The 22,517-nt window shown below is 40.2% G+C and carries 18 protein-coding genes; 6 read left to right on the top strand and 12 right to left on the bottom strand.

Features of this window, described 5'->3' with window-relative positions:
- The first annotated feature begins 33 nt into the window (after window positions 1–33).
- Window positions 34–723, top strand: a complete 690-nt coding sequence (locus NSMS1_RS28035) for a pyridoxamine 5'-phosphate oxidase family protein (RefSeq protein WP_224087902.1) — start codon at window positions 34–36, stop codon at window positions 721–723.
- Between the two features lie 109 nt (window positions 724–832).
- On the opposite strand, the gene NSMS1_RS28030 is transcribed toward NSMS1_RS28035, so the two are convergent.
- Window positions 833–1,945: a radical SAM protein gene (locus tag NSMS1_RS28030; RefSeq protein ID WP_224087901.1), complete on the bottom strand. Its 1,113-nt coding sequence runs from the start codon at window positions 1,943–1,945 to the stop codon at window positions 833–835.
- A 167-nt stretch (window positions 1,946–2,112) separates the two neighbouring features.
- On the opposite strand from NSMS1_RS28030, the gene NSMS1_RS28025 reads away from it, so the two are divergent.
- Entirely contained in the window at window positions 2,113–3,303 is a 1,191-nt protein-coding gene (locus NSMS1_RS28025) for a sigma-70 family RNA polymerase sigma factor (protein ID WP_224087900.1), read from the top strand.
- A 5-nt stretch (window positions 3,304–3,308) separates the two neighbouring features.
- On the top strand, window positions 3,309–4,424 hold the full coding sequence (locus NSMS1_RS28020; protein ID WP_224087899.1) for a DUF1822 family protein: 1,116 nt from the start codon (window positions 3,309–3,311) through the stop codon (window positions 4,422–4,424).
- Window positions 4,425–4,798: 374 nt separating this feature from the next.
- On the opposite strand, the gene NSMS1_RS28015 is transcribed toward NSMS1_RS28020, so the two are convergent.
- The 6 genes from NSMS1_RS28015 to NSMS1_RS27990 all read right to left on the bottom strand — a co-directional run bounded on the left by NSMS1_RS28015 (window position 4,799) and on the right by NSMS1_RS27990 (window position 11,649).
- A complete protein-coding gene (locus NSMS1_RS28015; protein WP_224087898.1) occupies window positions 4,799–5,038 on the bottom strand; it encodes a hypothetical protein in 240 nt (79 codons plus the stop codon).
- Between the two features lie 392 nt (window positions 5,039–5,430).
- Window positions 5,431–6,741 carry a nitrogenase iron-molybdenum cofactor biosynthesis protein NifN gene (gene nifN / locus NSMS1_RS28010; RefSeq protein WP_224087897.1) on the bottom strand — a complete coding sequence of 437 codons (1,311 nt, stop codon included), beginning with the start codon at window positions 6,739–6,741 and terminating at the stop codon, window positions 5,431–5,433.
- A 223-nt stretch (window positions 6,742–6,964) separates the two neighbouring features.
- A complete protein-coding gene (locus NSMS1_RS28005) occupies window positions 6,965–8,305 on the bottom strand; it encodes a nitrogenase component 1 (RefSeq protein ID WP_224087896.1) in 1,341 nt (446 codons plus the stop codon).
- A 398-nt stretch (window positions 8,306–8,703) separates the two neighbouring features.
- Window positions 8,704–9,678, bottom strand: a complete 975-nt coding sequence (gene nifH / locus NSMS1_RS28000; RefSeq protein ID WP_224087895.1) for a nitrogenase iron protein — start codon at window positions 9,676–9,678, stop codon at window positions 8,704–8,706.
- 389 nt (window positions 9,679–10,067) lie between these two features.
- A complete protein-coding gene (locus NSMS1_RS27995) occupies window positions 10,068–11,201 on the bottom strand; it encodes a substrate-binding domain-containing protein (RefSeq protein ID WP_224087894.1) in 1,134 nt (377 codons plus the stop codon).
- A gap of 274 nt (window positions 11,202–11,475) precedes the next feature.
- On the bottom strand, window positions 11,476–11,649 hold the full coding sequence (locus NSMS1_RS27990) for a hypothetical protein (RefSeq protein WP_224087893.1): 174 nt from the start codon (window positions 11,647–11,649) through the stop codon (window positions 11,476–11,478).
- 110 nt (window positions 11,650–11,759) lie between these two features.
- On the opposite strand from NSMS1_RS27990, the gene NSMS1_RS27985 reads away from it, so the two are divergent.
- Both NSMS1_RS27985 and NSMS1_RS27980 read left to right on the top strand, forming a co-directional pair.
- On the top strand, window positions 11,760–12,101 hold the full coding sequence (locus tag NSMS1_RS27985) for a hypothetical protein (RefSeq protein ID WP_224087892.1): 342 nt from the start codon (window positions 11,760–11,762) through the stop codon (window positions 12,099–12,101).
- Window positions 12,102–12,187: 86 nt separating this feature from the next.
- On the top strand, window positions 12,188–12,556 hold the full coding sequence (locus tag NSMS1_RS27980) for a hypothetical protein (RefSeq protein ID WP_224087891.1): 369 nt from the start codon (window positions 12,188–12,190) through the stop codon (window positions 12,554–12,556).
- 21 nt (window positions 12,557–12,577) lie between these two features.
- Here the strand turns inward: NSMS1_RS27980 and NSMS1_RS27975 are convergent, their stop codons facing one another.
- Together NSMS1_RS27975 and NSMS1_RS27970 are read right to left on the bottom strand one after the other, a co-directional pair.
- Entirely contained in the window at window positions 12,578–13,252 is a 675-nt protein-coding gene (locus NSMS1_RS27975; RefSeq protein ID WP_224087890.1) for a 2OG-Fe(II) oxygenase, read from the bottom strand.
- A 75-nt stretch (window positions 13,253–13,327) separates the two neighbouring features.
- A complete protein-coding gene (locus NSMS1_RS27970) occupies window positions 13,328–13,591 on the bottom strand; it encodes a hypothetical protein (RefSeq protein ID WP_224087889.1) in 264 nt (87 codons plus the stop codon).
- Window positions 13,592–13,985: 394 nt separating this feature from the next.
- Here NSMS1_RS27970 and NSMS1_RS27965 point away from each other — a divergent pair, with 394 nt between their 5' ends.
- Window positions 13,986–14,141, top strand: coding sequence for a hypothetical protein (locus NSMS1_RS27965; RefSeq protein ID WP_224087888.1), 156 nt, complete (start codon window positions 13,986–13,988; stop codon window positions 14,139–14,141).
- A gap of 231 nt (window positions 14,142–14,372) precedes the next feature.
- On the opposite strand, the gene NSMS1_RS27960 is transcribed toward NSMS1_RS27965, so the two are convergent.
- From NSMS1_RS27960 to NSMS1_RS27950, 3 genes are read right to left on the bottom strand one after another with little or no spacing between them, the layout of a single operon-like run.
- Complete coding sequence (locus NSMS1_RS27960; protein WP_224087887.1) at window positions 14,373–17,534, bottom strand: RNaseH domain-containing protein; 3,162 nt, start codon at window positions 17,532–17,534, stop codon at window positions 14,373–14,375.
- Between the two features lie 2 nt (window positions 17,535–17,536).
- Window positions 17,537–20,962, bottom strand: coding sequence for an ATP-binding protein (locus tag NSMS1_RS27955; RefSeq protein ID WP_224087886.1), 3,426 nt, complete (start codon window positions 20,960–20,962; stop codon window positions 17,537–17,539).
- Complete coding sequence (locus tag NSMS1_RS27950) at window positions 20,952–22,466, bottom strand: hypothetical protein (RefSeq protein ID WP_224087885.1); 1,515 nt, start codon at window positions 22,464–22,466, stop codon at window positions 20,952–20,954. Before NSMS1_RS27950 ends, NSMS1_RS27955 begins: the two co-directional genes overlap by 11 nt.
- Window positions 22,467–22,517: the final 51 nt, after the last annotated feature.

Here is a 22,517-nt window from a genome sequence, read left to right as displayed (position 1 = left end):
TACTCTAACGATATAGAGTAGAAATTTCCAGTCATGTCTCAACAAAAAGCCCCTAGTCAAAGAACTACCGTTAAACGTGTACCCCAAAGAGCCAATTATGAAACTGAAACCATTTATCAAATTCTCGATGAAGGATTAGTCTGTCACATAGGCTTTGTTGTTGACGGACAACCTTTCGTCATTCCCACAGCCTACGGACGAGTGGATGATACCCTATACATTCACGGCTCCCCAGCTAGTCGAATGCTGAAGACATTGCAACAAGGTCTAGATGTCTGCGTTACCTTAACTTTAATCGATGGCTTAGTATTGGCGCGATCGGCGTTCCACCACTCCATGAACTATCGCTCAGTGGTAGTGTTTGGTAAAGCCACACTGGTAGAAGATACAGAGCAAAAACTAGCAGCCTTAAAAGCATTTACAGAACACGTTATTTTGGGGAGATGGGAAGAAGTGCGATCGCCAAGTCGTAACGAATTAGCTGGAACCATAGTACTATCCCTACCCCTAACAGAAGCTTCTGCAAAGGTTCGTACTGGCGGGCCTATCGATGATGAAGCTGATTATCAAATACCAGTGTGGGCAGGACAAATACCCTTAAAATTAACTGCAACTACACCGATAAATGATTCACAGTTACATCCACATATCGAAGTACCTGCCCATCTGAGCCACTACACTAGACCGCAGCATCTAACTCAGGGAGTGGGGAGTAGGGAGTAGGGAGTGGGGGGAGATGAGGGAGATGAGGGAGATGTAGCTTGCTTCCCGCAGGGTGGGAGAATAACTATTGACTGTGGACTATGGACTATTGACAACTGTCAACTGTCAACTACAACCGCAGCAACCATTGTCCTTGCTCCCAAACAGATTGGAGCGATCGCAAATTTTTGCGATTAAACCAGTGTTTCCAGGCTTGTTTTAAATCGCCCTTGGCGGCTGCTTGTACTCCATCGCTCACTGCAACGCCAATATGCTGCATCACACTAGAGTCTCGATAGCAGTCAATCATGCAGGCTGTACAGCCATCGCGCACCCGTTGAGAACCATCAAATTCTGTAATGTGGCACATGGGTTTGTCCCAGTTGTGACAACGATAGAGATTTAAGTGCCAATCTAAGTAAAATAATTTCCAACCGCCAAGACAGCCAAATTCTTCCGGCTCACCTTTTAAGTGACGCTGCATATCTTCAATCGAGACGGTAGGATTGACAACTGGAAAATCCCGTTTCAATGTCTTGATAGTTTCAAAATGCTGATTTAATTCTTCTGGGGTGTAATCTACTAAATTTGACTGAGCATAACCAAGATACGATGAACTTAAAGTTGTTAAAGGATAGGAAAAAGTCACAGTATCAAAGTTTAAAGACTTGAGAAAATCTGGTAATTTTTCATAATCTACTAACCGACTCATGGTAACGGAAGCTGTAGTCCCAATTTTCCGTCGGCGGAACTCGGTGTTTGCCTCTTTAATACGCTGACATACACCCCTCAACCCTCGATTTTGTTCGTGTTCTTGTACTTCGGCTGCATCAATAGAAATAATAACTGAGGTAAGTCCCGCATCTGCTAATTGATTGATTTTTTCAGGTGTGAGGAGCGAACCATTAGTTACCAGCATGGGAGCCATACCGATACTTGCAGCATGGGCAATCATTTCATTCAAATGGGGGTGCATCATTGGTTCCCCGCCCACAAAAATGAGGAAATATACTCCATTGCGATGAAGAATGGAGGCGGCTTGCTTGGCTTCTTCCAAAGTCACAGAATGCCTTAACTCCATCGGCATTTTATCTACCGCAAAGCTACAAAACCCGCAACTAGCATTGCAGGCACTTGTAATGGCAAATTGACAAGTCGAAGGGCCGCCATTTTGCAGTCCTTCTAATGCCAACTGCCATAATGAACGCTTATTTACACCGGATACCAAATCAGACTGTGACATACATAATTTATGATGGCAGTACCAAGTAGTCAGTATGACTATACCGTACTCGTTAAGATTACTGAACTATTCTTTAAAATATTTCAATATGATTGGGTATAGTATGTATAATTATCTTCGTTACCTGCTATATACTTATTTTTTTAAGGTTCATCTTGATTTGATTCATGCGTTCCCGCCAAAATATTTTAGAAATGTTCTCTACCTTCCTCCAATTTGATGGAGAACGGTTTGGCAATTGGGTGTATGATGGTAGACTGCGACGTAGTATGCAGAATTGTTTGGAACAATCAACCACCAAACAATCAGAAAATTTTTGGGCAATTTATTGGCATAAATACTGGCAAAAACGTTGTAACTCTCTAGCTGAGGAACATCTATCAGCTTATTTACAAGAAACCTGTTTTTGGGCAGTTAAAAGGGTAATGCCGCAATTCTCAAGTGTACAATCCAGCTTAAGTGACTGTTTTCAAATTGCGATCGCTGAAGTACCCAAAATCCTCAAAGGCTGCGATCCTGATCAAAAAGCCAGTCTCAAAAGCTATAGTACAGTGGCTTTTGGTAATATTCTACGTGACGCTTTACGCCAAAAAAAAGAAATCGATTTTTGCAACGATTGGGCATTATTACTTAAATTAAGTCGCAAAAGGTTACAAGAGGCATTACAAAATGCTGGGTTAACAGAGGAAATTATTGCATCTTATTTATTAGCTTGGAAATGTTTTACAGATGGTTATATTCTCAGTAAATCACCAAAAGCTAGAAAATTAGAAAAACCAGATGAACCTACCTGGGAAGCTATTACACAACTCTACAACCGTGAGGGGAAAACTCAACTCAACCCCCAAAGCTTGGAAAAATGGTTGCTTGCTTGTGCTAAGTACGCCCGTTCTTATCTATATCCGGTCGTATCTTCCCTGAATACCCCTAAAGTCGGTCAACAAGATAGCGAATTACAAGATGATTTACCAGACCCTACTGATGGTGAATCTTTATTAGATAATTTAATCGCTGTAGAAGCAGCCGAAACACAACAAAATCTTCAACAAGAAATTCACAACTTATTAATTACTACCCTGGCAAAACTGCCTGCACAATCACAACAACTACTGCAACTATATTATCAGCAAGGCTTAACCCAACAACAAATTGCTCAACAGCAGGAAATCCAACAGTACCAAGTTTCCCGCCAATTATCTAAGACCAGAGAAGCTTTACTTTTAGCCGTTAGCAAATGGAGTCAAGAAAAAACGCATATTTCTACTACCTCCATCGTGGTTAAACATATTAGTGCAGTGTTAGAGGAGTGGTTACAGAATTACTTCGGTAATCTGCAATCAAACTCCTCCAAGGAGTAATAATTATGTCTTCGTTCTGTGTGCCACCAACTCAACTTTTGTTAGAAGTACCTTCCCAAATTCAAGATGAGGCTTGGCAACAAAGCCAGTCTTACGTAAGCGCTGCTGGTCGTTGGAATGCCTTTCTCAATCAAGTTTGCCTAAGTACGTTTTTGCCTTGGCTACAAGCAGAGTATGCACCAGAAGCCAGTATTGATAATTTGCCCAGGAATTGGGAAGTAGTCAACGGCTGTGCTATTACGTTAGATACAAAGCGCCTGATTCTCATTCCTGATAAAAATTTAGAAACTAGGGAATTTTCCGTACCCCAAGAATGGTTAGATATTCCCCAGTGGGCTGGAGATTATTATTTAGCGGTACAAGTCAATCCTGATGGGGAGTGGTTGAGAATTTGGGGATACACCACCCACGAACAATTAAAGAATCAAGGTCAATATGATCCTCAAGAGCGAACTTATTCTTTAGAAGCCAATCAAATGGTTGAAGATTTGAGTGTGTTGTGGGTAGTAAGGCAATTGTACCCTGATGAACAAACACAAACTGCGATCGCTCTCCTACCCGAATTATCCCCTACCCAAGTAGAAAACCTCTGGCAAAGGTTAGCCAGTCCGACAATTACTAACCCTCGTCTAGAGTTACCCTTTGAGATTTGGGGAGCCTTATTAACTACACAAAAACCAGCACCCGTCAACCTACGTCAGTGGTTACAAAATATTGTCGCTGAGGGTTGGCAAACCATCGAAACACTTTTGGGTACACAACCAGATTTCGCCTTCAGTTTTCGTCAAGCCAGCGATGCAAATCAACAGTCAATTCAACGAGCCAAGGTAATTGATTTACCCAACAATCAACCTGTAATCCTCATGCTGACATTGATACCAGAAACAGACGGTAGAGTCGGTATCCGCATTCAATTGTCTCCCAGAGAACGTAACCTTTACCTAAGCGCCAATCTCAGGCTGACATTAATTTCTACCTCTGGGGAAGTCGTCCAGTCAGTTACAGCCAGAGAAACAGACAATTCCATCCAGCTTAAACGCTTTCGCTGTCCAGAAAACACCCGCTTTAGCCTTCAGGTTACTTTAAATGAGTTTAATTTTACACAAGAGTTTGTTAGTTAGTGTTTAAAGTTAAGTTTCTGCATCTTGGATAATTTTCTGGCGCTTGGCTTGGCAGTCAGATACTGCTTAATATCCTCAAGCTGTTGCATTTTTTCAAGTTTTATAATATCCCCACCAAAATTTAAAAAATAGCAGTTTGCAAGTAAGTAAACATGAGTTTGATAAACCTCCCTTGTAGGGAGGAACAACGTAATCATGGACTTTTTAAACCTCTCTCCTAAAAAGAGAGAGGTCAAATCTGATTGAATGAAAAACTATTATTATGGCTAAAATACTCAGAGTCTGAAGTAAAAAGCCCCATTTGATCATAAAACCAGATAAATTTAGAGGCAACCTTTTATTTTTATATTATTATTTTTGAAGTAAATACACTCTTATGTATAAGTTTTTTCTACATTAGGTGTTTTATCCTGTTTAACCTTCTTAATTAATTCCATATAGATATTAACCTCATTCACTTCTACATCATGTTCAATTCTAATTACCTTCCAATTTTCCCGGTTTAGGTATATTTCTTCTCCTACTCTGGGAATAAACTCTAAATCATAGAACTTCTTTAAGTAATCTTTTTGTTTATCTTCCCATAAGATAACTTTGACTAATTCTCTACTCATGGCTACTCCTAATGGCTACTATTAAGGTGTGGTTTAATTACACTCATTTAGCAAGTCTATATTAATGGGACAATTCAATAACGTAGCTAAAACCACATTATGCGTTATCTCATCCTTTAGCAAAACACAAAAATTGAATTTAGGAAAAGCATTTATGTTGTATGAAATTTAGTAAAAGTGCTATAAATTGTATGTAAATTCTCACAAATTACTCTATTTCTATGACTGCAAAAGTGCAAAATGAAAACAATAAATCACAGGTAAGCAATGATCTAAATATAAATCAACAAACAGAAAACGAAAAAATTCTCTGTCCTCATTGCTTACGTACTGCTACAAATGGTATCAAATGTAAAGGGATATGTGTAGCTGACAGTGACTATTAACAGTAACTAAGGCATCAACAGCAGGTTGCCGATATCAAACAGAACTTGCATTGTACCTTGGTAGCCAACTTTATTAGACATAGCATTACCTAAGCGATGACCTACGGTCGGTCGGAAACCATCGCAAATCGGAATGCCTTGAAGATACAGAGGGATTTGCAACCGTTGAGAAGTCGCACTCGCGTAGGAATTAGCAATTAGCAACTCACTACCAACTGCCAACTGCTCAAAATCTTCTAAGTCGCCAATGGTAACGCATGGAATCGCCAGCTTTTCCAATAGGGGAGAACGGCTAGTAGTGACGGCTGCATGAATTTGCGCTCCCATTGATTGTAAAATCGTCACCATAGACGATAGTAAGTCCGGTTCTAGTGCTAAAGTTACTCGCTTACAACCAAAGTAAGTATGAGTTTGTAGCATCACATCTTGCAGTTGACGACGTTGACGACGGTATTTTTCTGGTACACTTTGACCGCTAATATCTGCTAAAGCTTGTAAGAACTTGTCTGTTGCATCCAATCCCGTCAGTTCACCGAACACTTCGTAAGGAATATTAAATCGCTTTTCTAGAATTTTCGCCGCACCGCGCATACTCTCACCCAGCGCCACGGTGAATACAGAACTAGCGATCGCTCCTAATTGTGCTACAGTTGTACCACTGGTTGTAATCCCACTATATTCATGTTCCAGATGAGTATCGAGTAAAGCAGAGAGATCGGGAATGGCGATCGCTTCCAATCCAAAAGCAGCGATAATTTCTTTAATTTCCTGTATATCCCCTGGTGTGAACGCAGAACTAGCTAACAGTGCAATTTGTTGAGGACGACATTGCTCAACCTTTTGCGGAATCTCCTTGACAATACTTTCCACAACTGCGGCAAAGCCATCTTGCAGCGTACCTTTAAAATCAGGTGTAGAGACTAAGACAATGGGTATGTGATCTAATTCTGGATAACGATAGCGAATATCCTTGACAAAACGCCTCATATCATCGCCTTTAGTCTCCGTCAGTCCAGTAGTACATAAACCAATAATTTCTGGTTGATAACTCTGCACCAACTGTAAAATAGCTTGTTCAACTTTATCCTCCCCACCCATGATTGCAGAGACTTCTGTCATTGCTGTACTAGAAAGGGGAATTGCTTTCCGCAAGTGCTGTGCTAAAGGAATTTTCGTAAACGCACTACATCCAGGCGAACCATGCAATAAAGGCAGCATTCCCTTGAATCCTAAAAAGGCCAAAGTTGCACCAATGGCTTGACTTTGCTTGAGGGGATTAACTGCAACTGAGGTACTAGTGATGCTAACAATTGCCATAAGATTGGGAATTAGGTAGGTATTGGGTATTAGCCTGCATTTCTCACAAACAGTAGGGGCGGGTTCACAGATATGCTGGAATCATTCACGAAAATTTCGCTCAACCCGCCCCTACGGACTCTGGACTGAGGTTGCAATAATTGGTGAGAAATCCGAGATTAGGGATTAGGTACTGGGTATTGGGTACTAAGGTTATCTTCTCCCCCCACTCCCTCATCTCGCCTTACTCCCACGGTGCAGCTTTGCGTACTTGTTCCCATATAGGGCTGTAGAGAGTGGCGTACAACTCTTGTGCTACCGTGAAAATTCCGGCGTAACTCACATAAGAATGATGGGATTGTTGATTAATGTCGAGGAAAGGAATATTTGTCAGATGCGCGGCTGATTGTAGATGAGTACTAGCTATTAGCATCTGGGCTTGATGATGATTAATAATTTCAACTACTTCTGATATATTGTCTTGTTGAAGAATAATACTATTTTTATCAAGTAACTTCTTAACTCTAGCTCTATCCTCTTTGCTACTTTTTTTAGAACTAATAGGAATAACATCCATCCCCAAAGTTTTAGCTGTAGAAATTAGCAACCAACTACGCCGACCACCAGTATAGATGAGGACTTTTTTACCTTGCAATCTGATTCGATAAGCTGCAAGTTTTATATCTAAAGCACTGATTTCTTGGACAATCAAATTTTCGGTAGCTGTCTGTAGCTCAGAATCACCCAATTGAGCAACGATATCCCGCAGACATTGATTAATATCTTCTACACTATCAAGAGACTCTTCAATATAAGGAATATCAAATAAATCCTCCATTTTTTTTACCATTTTCAAGAGGGGTTTTGAGTCAATGATAACGTTGAGTTTGGCACGATGAGCATAACAAATTTCTTGATATTGAGCATCACCTGTGATTTTGGCTAAAACCCTAATACCCAGTTGTTCCAATAAAGGTAATATATTTATCCAAATAGCACTGTTAGGTTCAGCAATTAAATTAATGTCTAACGGTGTAGTTAATTCCGGCTCTGCTGTCCCAATGACGTGTTCTAACAGAGCTTCTCCAGCAACGCGAATACCTAAATTTTTGCGTCCCACGAACCCAGGAGAATCTACAGGAATAATTGGGATACCTATTTGTTCACTAGCATTTTTACAAACCCCATTAATATCATCTCCAATTAGTGCAGAAACACAAGTTGAATAGACAAATACTGCGGCTGGTTTGTAGCGTCTGACTAATTCTAATATGGCTTTATCTAACTTCTTTGCACCACCAAAAATGATATCACTTTCTTCCATATCAGTGGTGAAGCGAACCTTGTGCAGTGTAGAATTGGAAGAAGGATAATTATTAATTACCCAAGAATTACTAATACAACCACTTGGCCCGTGAATTAAATGGGCAGCGTCCGTAATTGGTACTAAAATAGACATAGCACCTTCAAAAGCACAATCTTCATGCACATCTAATGGTGATGGTACTTGTATACCAAATCTATCTTGATTTTCTGAGCTTGTATCATCCGAAAAGTTATTGATTGGTTCTTGACTAGCTTTCATGATTAGTTATGTCTTGAAGATGGGTGTATGGGAAAGAGATTTTTGTATCTTCTTGGTTGACTTATCACATCAACATCTAGAATTTTTTAGTTAAGTCTAAATAAATGATCAGCAACTTAACTTTTCTTATGAGAAAAATCAGGAATGGGAAACAAAGCTTTCCCATCCACTGAAGAATAAACAACCAACGTAGCAGAGAAGAATAAATCTAAAGTAAAGTACTAATTCCGTATAAAAACGATTAAAAAATGACGGAAACGGTAAAGTGAAACACCTAAGTTTTATTTACGTTTATAGATCACCTCCATGTTTTTATGAATGTTTATAGGTAGGGTGGGAGGAAAGAACCCACCCCATAATCAACTAGATTAACTAGCAGCTAATAAGCAACAATAAATCTATTTCTTGTCACCAGAAACAATTTCTACGTTACCCTTTGTTAGAGCTTCTAATGCTTCGCCTTGAGCATCTTCTTGTCTCTTTTCTTTATCTTCTTGAGCTTGTGCAGCCGCAACCATTTTTGCTGCATTTTCTTCGCTTTCCAGAATACCGAACTCAATCAGCAGGTCTTCTAATTCGTCCATCTCAATGGGTGTGGGAATAGCAAGATTTTGATTGTTGATAATCTTGTCTGCTAATGTCCGGTATTCATGAGCTTGGTTACTGTCAGGTGCATACTCGTTGACAGTCATCCGGCGCAATTCAGCGTGTTGCACAATGTTGTCACGGGGAACAAAGTGAATCATCTGTGTGCTTAACCGGGCTGCTAGTGTACTAATCAGTTCATCTTCCCGGTCAGTTTTACGGCTATTACAAATCAGACCACCTAAGCGCACACCACCAGTATGAGCATATTTGAGAACACCACGCGCAATATTATTGGCGGCAAACATCGCCATCATTTCACCAGAGGTAACGATATAGATTTCTTGAGCTTTTCCCTCCCGAATTGGCATGGCGAAACCACCACACACAACGTCACCTAGCACGTCGTAGGATACAAAATCTACGTCTTGGTATGCACCGTTTTCTTCGAGGAAGTTAATAGCAGTGATAATACCTCGACCAGCGCAACCTACACCTGGTTCAGGGCCACCAGATTCTACACATCTAATATCACGGAAGCCTGAAAGTACTACTTCTTCTAGTTCTAAGTCTTCTACTGCGCCGCGTTCAGCCGCTAAGTGCAGCACAGTGGTTTGAGCTTTAGTGTGTAGGATCAAGCGGGTAGAATCAGCTTTAGGGTCACATCCCACAATCAAAATGCGTTGTCCCACTTCTGCCATTGCCGCTAGGGTGTTTTGGGAAGTGGTAGATTTACCAATACCGCCTTTACCGTAAAAAGCTATCTGTCTAATTTTTTCGTCGGACATGATAATTTAGTCTCCAAGTAATTTTTGCGTTTTTGTGGGTCTGCGATTTGAAACCTTCACACTGTCGGGTGACAGATGTGAGGTTGTGTAGAACGTCTTTGGCGGTGCGCGTTCTACTGCCACAGCAATGAGAGTTGAATACATATTCAAGTTTGGAGCAAGTTTTTATGTAAGAAGGTTTTGCGTTGTTGAATTAGAGTAAGAATTTATTTCACGCATTCGGCGTTCGCGTAGCGTCCCATAGGGAAGCCGTTCTCGTTCGCGCCAGCGTCCCGTAGGAAAGAGTAGGCGCAAAGTCGCAAAGGAGATGAGGAGAATAACTATGGACTATGGACTATAGACTATAGACTATGGACTATGGACTATGGACTAATGACTAATGACCACTCCTATATGGTTGCTACAACTTCCCCAATTTTGCTGATATCATAGCCGCCAAGAACTTCTAGTTGTGAGTGAACCATGCGATGGCCTAATGTACTCAACAACTGTTGGATAGGGGCTTCTTCTAAATACTCTTTGAGAATTACTAGATCGTATCTAGATTGATGTAGAGGTACAAATCCTAAGCCAAAGGTAGCGGCGACGGATGCTGTGCTAATACCTGCGTCAACTAACCCTAGTGCGATCGCTTGAGCAACATCTTGATGACTAGTAACAATCTGCTCAAATCCCTTCAATGCTTGAAACGGTATCTGTTCTTGTTGCAGTTTTTGTTCTAATAGCATTCGACTACCAGCACCAACTTCTCGATTAACTATGGTTGCTTGTGCTTCTACTATATCACTCAGGGTTTTAAAACTCTTGGGATTACCTGATGGCACTAATAGCCCTTCTTCCCAAAGGCCAAGAGTAATTAACACGGCTTCCCTTCCGGCCAAGACTTCACGAGCAAATGGTACATTATGCTCTCCCGTCTGTGGATCGTATAAGTGCATCCCGGCAATGTGCGCCTTACCTGCACAAAGGCTCTGCAATGCAGATATGCTATTGGCGAAGGTAAAATGTACTCGTAATTGTGGATGCCAGCGTTCTGTAGCTCTTGCCCACAGGGCAATTACAGGCGCACAACCAGCAATGACAACTGTATTATGCAGTGCCTCTAAGTTATCATCTAACAGCCTCAAGCTGACTTTACCGTCACCTGTTTGGCTTGCACCTTCGGCATCAGCCGGAATCATATCTTGGCGGAAAGCATCTTTACCCAACAAGGGGTAGGCTATCCATTGCCCTCCGACTCTGGCTAAACTCAGGCGCACTGAGTGTCCAGAGGGTACAGGTTTTGCCAGTATGGCTTCAATTTGCGGTAAATCTTGGTCTTGCCAGAATAGATCCTCAACTTGACAACCAAGTGCTTTAGCTAAACGTAGTGCGATCGCCACTGAAGGAGCATATTGTCCTGATTCTACACCACTAATTGTCTGACGAGTCACACCAGCTATGTTTGCCAAATCTTGCTGGCTCATTCCTAAGCGAGTTCTGATTGATTTCAAGTTATTTCTGAGGTTACTATCCTGCTTCATTGGCTTATTTGCTTATACAATTACACAAAGCCGTCGCGGATTTACCTTATATATATTTGAGTAAAAGTAAGGGTTTGGAATCCAACCAATATTTTCCAAGACCGACTTTTCTTTTGCTCTTTTGATTCCCTATACGTCAAGCATAACATACAAATTGCTAATTTACTTGCGCCAGAGAAAATTTTTTAGTAAGTATAACAACTTAATTAATGATCAATTAAAAATATATTATTCATATAACAGGTAAACGCCCAGTGACAGCGCTTTTCCACTATTAGTTTGCAGAGATTATATTTTCATTTTTACCAAATAAATTGGTAAAAGAAGCAATAGATACAGTTTTTTTGGCTAACTTTCGGTTTGATGCTTGATAGACAAGCAAAATAGACCTGAAAAAATACCAACCAATTTGGTCTGGTGGATAAATATCGCCCTGATTGCAAATCATGATTTCATTAGGATGAATATACCGTATTAATGTTTCTGCACAATCGAGTATTACCTATGCAGACATGAAAGAACAGGACTACTTTTAGCTTTATATTAATGGAGTCAAACATGATTACTGAAGAAGACTTAGCCGAACAATTTAACGTAATTATTGAACATACTCATCCTCGCGTATGGGAATTGATTCGTCACTGTTATGTCAAAGTAATTACGCCTCAACTCAAGAACAAGCCTCTTCCCAATGCGAGATATATAGGAATTTATTGCCCTGAAAAATTGATAACTGCTATCATCACTCAAAAAAACTTACTCAAAGAAGTAGCAGCTTATGTAGGACTTGTTGATGTAGCCTGTTTAAACGCTACAAATTTGATGCGAGATCCCATGTCACAAATAAAGCAAAACCATCCACATCTATGGTTAGAGTTGCTTTGGGTGATTAGTCATTAGTCCATAGTCAACAGTTAATAGTCCATAGTTAATAGTTATTCTCCTTCATTCCCCTCATCTCCCTTTATTCCCCACTTCCCACTATTATGAATTACATTCATCCAGATGATTTGCCTTCAAACCAGACAATACTATTGAGCGAAATACTTCTTAGGCAACTTGAAGAAGCAACAAAACAAAGTTTTTTCTTGGCTTGTAACCGTATAGCGCGTATTTTATTAGCTAGTTGTCATTGGTATTTCAAAATTAATAGTGGTGTTCTTGTTTTAACTATGATTTGTCCTGATATTGAGAGTTACCATAACATCATGACAAGTATTCCCTATTTCACTAAGAACTTACACCGATTTGCTAATACCGCTAGTATTAATGTAACTCCGCCATTTGATTTAGGTGTACCTTGGATAATCGAAATAGATGAAGCTGGGCTAGATAACGACGCACTTAATACGTAAGACGATTAATTGTATTACGTATCACAAATTGGGGCGAAAAAACATAATTCTCAAAACTCGCCTTGTCTGTGATACTGAGGATGTGACTGGTGTTACCATGTGCCAAGATTTTTCAGAACGTACAATCACGGCTGAAAATTTATTCAAAGGTGGAATATCTTGATAGACTGAGTTGGATTGCTCATCTTTGAGAATGCGTAAACAACCGCCCCATTCCACTGGCCATTGTTGATTAAAATATACTAGATGGGTCAAGACCTTTGATGGTTCATCTGTATGTGGACGGTGCAAATGTCCGCCGTTGTAGCGACGAAAGCCAATTACCATTGCACAGTCTTTGAGTTCAATTCCTGACATCTGTGTTAAGGCTTGGCGGTATTGGGGTTGCCATAATGCTTGTATAAGTTGCTGCCAACTATGGCTGAGGTGATGCAAGTCTGAGGATAGTCTTCTCTCAACAATGCGTTCTCGCCAGTGACCTCCAAAGTTGTTCATTAAAGCGATATCATCACTACTAGCCAGCATCTCGCCCCAAAGATAACCGTATCCTTCCCCTGTCGATAAGCAAAAATTTTCTTGAGGAAAGCTGGCTGCTAATTCTAAACTAGTCTCTGGAGACAATAAATTCTCAATCACAGCCCAATGATAAGGAACTTCCTCCATGACTGTCTGACGGATAGCATCTAACTGGAGCATAATTATTACTTTAAATAGAAATCCTATTTAATTGTGAAAAAGTTCTGCACATCTTTTAAACTTGTTTTCTATTCCCTAACTCGGCAAATTAGCTGAAGTAACTCCGAGTTCTTTCTTTGCTCGTTTTAATTGTTTCCAAAGGGCTTTAATTTGGTCATATGCTTCTTGTGGAGAAATCTTTCCGTTGGTTTGTAAGCTACTAATGTAACTTACTCTTTGGGCAAACTCTTGAAGATTCGCGTTAAATACTAGATACTCTGGCTTAAACTGACCGTAATAACAACTGCGTGGATACAGAAAATCAGAAAGGTCAGAGAGGAAATCAGATTGCTCTTTCATAACATTTATTTGTCCTAAGAAAATTAGCAGATGGGTGAACTAGCCCATCTGCACCCATTACTACAAGTTGGAGGAGGTACGCTTGCTTGCATACATAGGCTTTTGAATTGATCTCAAGCCAAGCCGATCTAAGTTGGGTAATACCAACTTTATTGGTGTCAAGGATATACCAGTTAACTCTACTAAAGTGTAACCATAGTTACAGATTTTTCTATTTGTCAGTGGTTTTGGCAGACTTAAGCCAAAATACTCAGCTTATATTTTGACTACGGATTCATCCTATGTACCGTTACCAAGTGATTCGTAATAAAACGATGACAAAAAATATTTCCGCCCGGCTCATATGTTTTCCTGTAATTGGGAACGCATATAGTTTTTAGGCTTTAGCAAGGATGTGATCAATAGAAATATTTACTCACTATATAAATATAGTGAGGAATGGTCAGATGTAGGCTTATGTATAGCAGAGTGGGATAGAGTAAATCAGGAAGTTCAGACTTTTGGAAAACAAGCCAAAGAAACAGTCTTCACTCAGCCACAAAACCCTTAACCCAAATAGTAATTGGTGCTGGTGGTGTATTTGTGAATGAGTATGTATATCTTTTGGGGATGCACTTGTTATTTGGTGCGATCGCTGGTGTTGTCGGATCTGGTTTAATATTGTGGACTAAGCGTTTGCGACAAGGTTTTTAAAGGGACAGCATACTAAAATTGTGCGATTAGCTATTGCAAGGTAGGCGATCGCACAATATAAAATTCATCTGTATTCTAGATATTCTGTCTAAGAATCTGCGTCTTCATCCTCGGTTTCATCATCTTCAATAGTGAAATAGCTGATATAGTCGCGCACAACTCGCTCAAAAAATAAGGGAGCAGGTAAAGCAGTCCAATCGCTGTAGTGACCAAAGCCGTAGCGCAGTGACTCCACAAGAGCAGCTAAATCATCAGCATTATCTTCTGGTTGGCGTAAGGTAACAACAATCTCCAGGGGGTTAGGAGTAGGCCAGCGACCAGTAAAAGGAGCTTGTTTTGTGAGTAACCCAGTTTTTTTATCTAGACTGTAGGTTGAGCGATAGCAACTTTGACCACGAGTATATTGATGTGGTGATTCACGTGCCACAGATAGATAAGCTACGCATCCAGTTTGGTTAGTCGCGCTGAGTCGAAATAAGCCTGTCGCACTAGATGCTGAGGGAATTTCCTGCGTATGCGGCAGTTTCTTTAGTTCCTCTTTAGTTCTGGTATCTTCTACAGAGGTTTCTATTAAGTGTCTGGCTTTTTTCTCAATAATGCCAGGGGCAATTTCTTGGCGAATGCGAATTATACGTGCGCCTTGCCAGTTAACCTGCATATCTTGAGACGAACCAAGGTTAATTTGATTAGCATTTATTCTAATATCAGCTAACCAAGGCCATAGTTGAACGCAGTTGGAAGAATCAATCATTACCAATGGTTGCTTCCCATCTTCAATAGAATCAGAAACAACCTGTCTCACAAAGTCCATGAATCGAGTCTTGCGTACTTCCTCTTTATCAGCAAGTTTAATAGGAGTAAGTTCAGAAACAAAAGCTCGTCCATCAGAAAAACTTGTCCACGAACTGATTACTAAATTTCCTCTATCATAAGCACAGGAAAATTCACATTTATCTGTATCCACATTGATGCGGATTGCTATTGGTAAAAATGTACCTTCTATTTTGCCACGAACGCGACCTTTTTGTTTACGGACAATTGTAATTACAATAATTTCTTTTGGTCTAGCTTCTGGAGGAATATTTTGCAGGTACTTATCAACTTTTCCTTTGATATCATCAATGCGACCGGAATGAGCAAAAATTAAATCTTTCAGTGCTGACTGCATCCGATGGAAAAAGTCTGCAAGTTTGAGACGATTTGTTGTTTTTGTCTTTTCAATAGGTAGTAAAAACTGCACAGCAGCACCAACCTTTGCTAATGCTTGGCGAGTTGAAGGTTTGTTAACTTTATCGTCAGGTTTAACAGTGTTTTGACCATTAGGATTTGGATAAAACTGTCGTGCCATTATTAAGCAGAAAGTTGGCTGATTGAGCTTTTCAATCTGTTGTGCAGTAGATTCCCATGCTTTAATTCGCTCACGCGATCGCTCTTTAGCATTCAACTCTTTTCCTGATAAACTTTCTCTTGGCCCGTGGGTATTTTCTGGCAAGCGAACAATTTCTATATCAAGTGTATCTCCCCATAAAACTTGAGTAACTTTCTGCAACAGTTTTGCTTCAGTTTGTAACTGAGTTTCACAAAATATAAATAATAAAGGTCGTTCATTGGGATATAATCGCTGCATTGCTGCTTGGTTTGCTTGAATGATGGCTTGGAGATCATCTGTCTGATTAGGTGTGGGTTTGCTAAACTGAAGCGCTTTTCTTCCCCAATGAATACGTTCTAAACGAAGCTTAAAATATTTACTTAGTAAGTCATCAATTTGTTTATCGTTGAATTGGTCGAGATATTCCGGTGTAAATTCTAAGTTAGTATCTGTTTCAAGAGCTTCCAAAACACCACCAAGCAGTGTAGGAAGATTAATCATGCGTGTTGCTTCCTTTGTTTTTTTCAGATCATGGCTTGGTTTCACCAAAGAATATTTATTGAATACTTGCATTCCTAATGGTTGAATAATTTTTGCGATCGCCTCAAAAGCGTCTAATTTATCGCGCTCTGGAACACCTGTTTCAATCCCGTATGTTTCAAAAGTTTCTTCGTCTTCTTCTGAATTATCTTGAAGCCCATTACGGTAAGTTAGAAGTACGTCACAGCTATTAGTAGAGGCTAAACCTCTAGCGATTTCTTGACCATCATAAGATGACCCCAGATTTAATTCTCTTCGTAATATTTCAAAATCTTTATCTGTTCTCCAAACCCATTTTACCTGCTCTTCCTTATTAGTTTTACCATTTTTGCCGTTTTTGTCTTGTTCGCATCTTACTTGATAGCTAAAGGCGCGATCAGTATGCTCTTGAGAAAAGATGAAACCGCTAATATTTCTGCGGTCATATTTAGGAGCTTTCAACTGAGTGAACCAGCGACGTTTAGAAACATCAACTTTTAATAAAGGTTGATGTAAAGATGGATAAGTCACAACTTCCAGACTTACGACAAAACTAAATTTTCCTTTTGTGTCATCTAAAGAAATCGGATCTGTGATCAGTTCTGCAATACCAGAAGTAAATGTACCACTGCTAAAAATAACACGTTTCATCGGCTTTAAATCTGGAAAAATAACTTGTCCAGCAATTTGACGAGCCACATAATCTGCAAGCATTTGATACGCATATTTATCTCTATGTGTAGTTGTATCCGTCTCTTTATTCCAAGTCCAAGGCAATACTTGAGATTTGCACGGAGAAACTTTTATTAACTCTCCTCTTTCTTGCAAATCCTCCAAGCGCTCAATAATGTTTATTGATATATCTTCCTTCTCAGCAAATGGTTTGAGATAGTTTGTCAACCAATCATTAATAATTGGGCGAAGTATTCTATTTATTTCTTCCTCATTGCCACCAGTAAGGTAAACAAAAGGTTCTGGCACAGCATTGACAGCATATCTAGCATAATCCAAGGCATATTTGCTAAGACCTATCTTTGGTTCAATTCTTGCTGCATCTTTGAGTATTACTTGTAAAAAATTCCGCAATGAGCCATAAGGAATATTTTTGACATTAGCTCCTTGTTGAATTTTGCTAAAACATTGCAAACCTGCTTTTGTCCAAGTAAGAGTAAAACCCTCGACTATAATTGGTGGTAGTTTATCTGGTACTGTAAAAGCTAGAGGAAATTTGGCAATTGATTTGATTTGACCTTGCTGAATATACAATGTATTTGAGACGAAATCACCTTCAGTTTCTTCGTCTTCCTCTTCTGCAAATAAATCTTCTTCCAATTCAATTTCATTATCAAAATTATTCATCATTTTTACATCTCCAATATTGCTGAAAACTCGTCAAAACCTGCTTCTTCATCCGCCAATTCTTCTAAGGAATGTAATTCATCAGGATAAATTACTCCTTGAATGCGCTGTAAAGGTTCTAGAAATGCGCCATACAGTTCTTGATAAATTTCTCGAATTACGGGGTCTTCATGGTTCACACATTCTTCTAAAATAATTCGCATCTGAACTAGCATACTATCTCGTCCAGAGTCGGGTTTATCTTCTGTTGATTTTTTAGCCCAAGCTGCATCAACAAAGTAAACTGATACTGGGCATCCATTCCGCATCCCTCGACCAATTGTTTGCAGAATAGCTACCATTTGATTAGCCGTAAATGATTTGAATAGTTCAGGCCCCAAACGGCTCGCCATTAAGGGTTCACGTAACAATCTATTAGCAGTTAACCAGAGGTCTTTTCTTGATTGTCGCCAAGCTGTTGTTATGGCATTCAAATCTTCTGTTTCACTAAAAACTCGACTATCAAATTCTTGTGTTGCTCGTCCTGTCAAGCTGTACAAAAGCTGCATATCATTTTTGGTAGGGTGAGGACGAGTGAGGAAGTAAATAGAGCCAATTGCTGCATCTAGTTTCCTTTCCCCTTTGGTGAAAACTATGTTGACACCTCTACCAATTGCTAGCATGGGAAAAATTAAAATATCACAGTTTTCATCATCTCCTAATGCTTCACATTGAGCAGAAGTGATAAAATCCTTTGGTTGTTCCCCTTCTCTCAAAGAGTTAACAACTGCTTTTGTATACCTACCAACATCTGGATAATAGTTATTGATGTATTTCTTAATATGGCGAGCTTGATCATAACTGTTAACAACTAAAGCGGCTTTGCGACGAATATCAGACTTGACATCAAATTTATTCATAGCTTTATAAATTTCAGATTTGGTAGTTCCTCCTTTGACAAGAGCATCTACCATCAGCTGAAGATTCCGTTTTTGCAGTTCGGGATCGCCTGCGCCACTGTATAGTAGAGGTTGATCACCACGTTGACTATCTGGAAACCATTTGAAACGATAAATGCTTTTTGCTGATGTATGATTTTTTGGCTGACGTGCTTTGAGTAAATAATGTGGCCCGGCGTTAATATGATAGGCTGGACTTGCTTGTAAAAATGATGTAGCTGAGGTAATTAAAATAGCTGGACTGGCTTGTCCATTATCTGCTTCTAACAACCGATGAAAGCGGTGCATTAACATCCGAGGCGCACCTACAAATGTAATGTATGATAATTCCATATTTCTCGCAGCAGTGCGCGTTGTTTGTGCTTTGAAAAAACTGTATTGCACACCAGAAAATGAACCTAAAATGCTTTCTGGAATAAATTTTCTTAGTTCTGGTGATGCAGTGGATTCTACAATGGGATCACGAATGAAGCCTTCTGCAACCATTGTTCTTGTCCCTGGTACAATTCGCTGATAACCCAAAATTACGAATGTAACAGTTATCAGTAATTTAATTAAATCCTCTGCTTCGATAGTTAATTGATGTTTGGGAAAACAGAGTTTGAAAAATAAGTCAATTATTTCTTGGACGATCGCATCACGTTGTTTAATCAAATTTTCAGCTAAGTAGCGGCGAAAATACTGAATGAGAATGTTCCATTGCTTTTCTAAGGTTTCTTTGTTTATGCCTATGTAATGAGGCCAAAAATCTGCTTTAAAATCTTGAGGGTTATTAACACCTGTGCGGTCATAAAAGGCGTTATATGCTGCTTTTTCCCAAAATTCAGCTAACGCTCGACTTCTGGTAACTTCTGTTTTTACCTCTTGTTCATCAATTTCATCTTGCTTAGTAGATTTTTTCTGACTATTCAAGAGTTCGCTAACAATTCGTAATACAGTCAACAATTGATTTTCATAGCGTTCTTTTACCCGCGACCCTGACATATTATGGATGGTGGTAATCAAAGAGGTATTATGATTGCCAAATTCAGCTAAGTCACGACTGTAAAGTTCTATATCCCGGTCAAATAGTCGATAGTTTTCACCACGAGCAAAGCGATTATGAATTTGTTCGAGAATGACTCTATGAATTGATTTTTCTGAGCCAGAAATACTTAGAGTTGCAGCGCCATAATCATCTAAGACTTTCTGCACCATGTCGCCTTCATCGAAAACAACTAGGTCAAAGGTACGGGCAATTAATTCAAAATATCGTAGTTGTTCGTAAGTTGCATGGGGTGATATTTGAGTATCGAGCGATCGCACATGACCAACCCAAATATTAGCATCCAATAAATCTCGTTGTGCTTTGTTACGACCGCACATTGTCCAGAGGGGACACAGGCATTTCTTCATCTTTCCCTGTTTCCCCCCTCCTTGCAATATCTCATTGCAAGGTGCGTAACCAAAGCCCCACAAAGACATATCCGCAGTGGAAAAGGCTGGTAGAACGCAATTCAATCCAAAAACTTCTGCCTGTTCTAAGCTGTAAGCAAAACCACCATTATTTCCTGTAGCGGCGATCGCTTCGGCAATATTATCTGCATGGCGACGGCGAGTTTCATCACCTTGACCAACAAGCATTCCCACCTTAACTTGATGAAATGCTAAATCAGCCATGTACTGTCTAGCAACTTCAATTGAGGGAAAGACAAACATTGCTTTATAATCATGTAGCCCCAACCAGACAGCTATCAACACCAGTAAGGTTGTTTTACCCGACCCAGGCAAACCAATTAAGTGTTTGATATCCTTTAATTCCAGTACATCATCTTCTTTCCGCAGTCCTTTTCCCGCCTCCGATACCATCAGGTCAAAGCGTTCAAAGCGATCTGCCCAGTTCCCAGCCCGTCGTTCAGGATATTGCTGTTCTCGCTTGTCCATTTCATGAGCCAAATCACGCAGTTCTTTTAAGGGAATGCGAATCTTTCCTCTTGGTTGGCGGTTGAGGGAATGGATACGACGTGCAGCAATCGGAGCAGAGATACGGGGAATGTCTAACTTCACGGAGGTTGAGTCTTCACCTAACGCCACAGCCATTGGCTGACGAGGATCGGCAACTGTAAAACCATAGGTATCGTAGGGCAAAGGGGAACTGAGAATTTGCCGTGCCTTTGTAATTAACGAATCTTCTAAAGCGTCAGTCCTTTGAAACTGAAGTGTTTCAATATCAATTTCATACGTCCCTTGAGTATTGTTGGAGTAATGATAATTGTTATAGAGAGCGATCGCGTGCTTAACTGACTGGTGCGTTACATAAGCCAGTGACATCTGCCGCATATTGAAAATAGCTTGACGAGCTTGTGCAAAGGCAGGTGCATTTAAAATGCTGGCCATACCAGACATAACTACTGGTGCATACTCCAGTGAATTAGTGCCGATAAATTCTTCCATGAATACGCAAAGCCAACAAATTCGCTCTGCACCTTTCCAAAAATCAGGTTTAGTTCGCATAAGGCATCTTCTTTATAAACTCAATGACGGCGGAAACTGACATAATTTCTAAACTGGCTGCATCACTTTTTTTATCAAGTGTTGATTTGAGGGTGGAAATGTAGCTTGGGTTATCCTCAATTAAGCGATCGCTCACAGCCAAAATTCGACGACGATAATAAATCAGTCCCCCAATACTACGATTGAGACGCAAAGCCAGAGTCACCGGACTTGTATAGGATTTAGCATCAATCCCAATTACTTTTTCATTAATCGCTATATCGCATAAATCCGACTCTGGATAAAGTTCAGCATCTAGTCCGTTTTGTCTGGCTGTATCAAATATGGCTAATTCATCAATGGCTGGGCCTGTCCAGTAGGTGAGAATTTGCGGCTTGGCAATGCGTAAAATGTCTTCGTTGGGATCTAGTTTTTCCGATACTTTTGGCAATTCATGACCAATACACTGGCGAATGGGACAGCGCCCTTGTGCAAATAGTTTATTGTTAGGATGAGGTCGCATCAGTGTACCGCAGTATGCACAACGGTTTGCTAAACCATCAATTAGCCAAATATCCGGTACTAGGTCGAAAAAATTATCAAGAATCATTCCCTGTAAAGGGGTTAAGTCATTGTCAAGCAAGTAATCAAATAATTGGCGTTGTCCTATCAGAGAATGCCTACCAAACAACTCTCGTAATGCAGTGTAAGCTTTGTGCTGGCGGCGACCGCCCAATCGTTGGGTTGCGTCGCATAACTCAGTATAAAGCCGATGTTCAATAACATTATTTTCCCCAAAACCGCCACTGAGGTTGGCAATCTCTGCACAGTCTGAGGTGGGAACTCGCAAATCTGAATCGATGATGGTTGCGTTAGCAAAGCGAAAGTCTGATTGGTGAAAAATTCCTAACCCCCAACGCTCAGAAGCAAGGGGGTAACGTGCGTTATCTAAAACAGTGTGTACACAAGCCGCGCGATCGCATTGTCCTTCTTCAATATATAGACGACCTAATTTGCACATTGCTTGATAGAGTTCTGGCGGTAGTGTACTATCCTCTTGACGGACAATTTGTTGACCCGGTAGCACTCGCTCATATTGGCGAATAATTCCCTGCGCTAACAAAACTACAGCATCTTCAGCCATATCTATTACTGGGCGGTGTCCAGTTGGTAATGGCAAAGAGGTTGCAGTGATGGCGGGTAGCCATGTAGGGTCTTGACCTTGAGCCTCGGCCAGAATTTGCATCTCCAAAGTATCTTCTGTGAAAGAAGGCAATACTTGCGCGATCGCCGCTATTGTCCAACCCTTCTTTAATAGTAAAATTGTTGCCAATCCCTCCAAAATTTGACGAAATCCAAATTCTTGTCCTTTCGGTTGTGATAAAAGTTGCTTTGCTCTCCAAGACCGCACGGTTCGTAAGGCTGGTGGCTCTACTGACAGTTTCAGGTGTTCAATCTGCCGTCTCAGTTCTTTTGTCAGTGCCTCAGCAGTTCCCTGCCATTGACGCACACCTTCAAATTCCATATATTTAATTTACATCATTATCTGTTTACACTAAATGATGTAAATTATAAT

This window comes from Nostoc sp. MS1 (assembly GCF_019976755.1).
GTDB lineage: Bacteria > Cyanobacteriota > Cyanobacteriia > Cyanobacteriales > Nostocaceae > Trichormus.
This window is presented reverse-complemented; position numbering and strand designations above follow the sequence as displayed.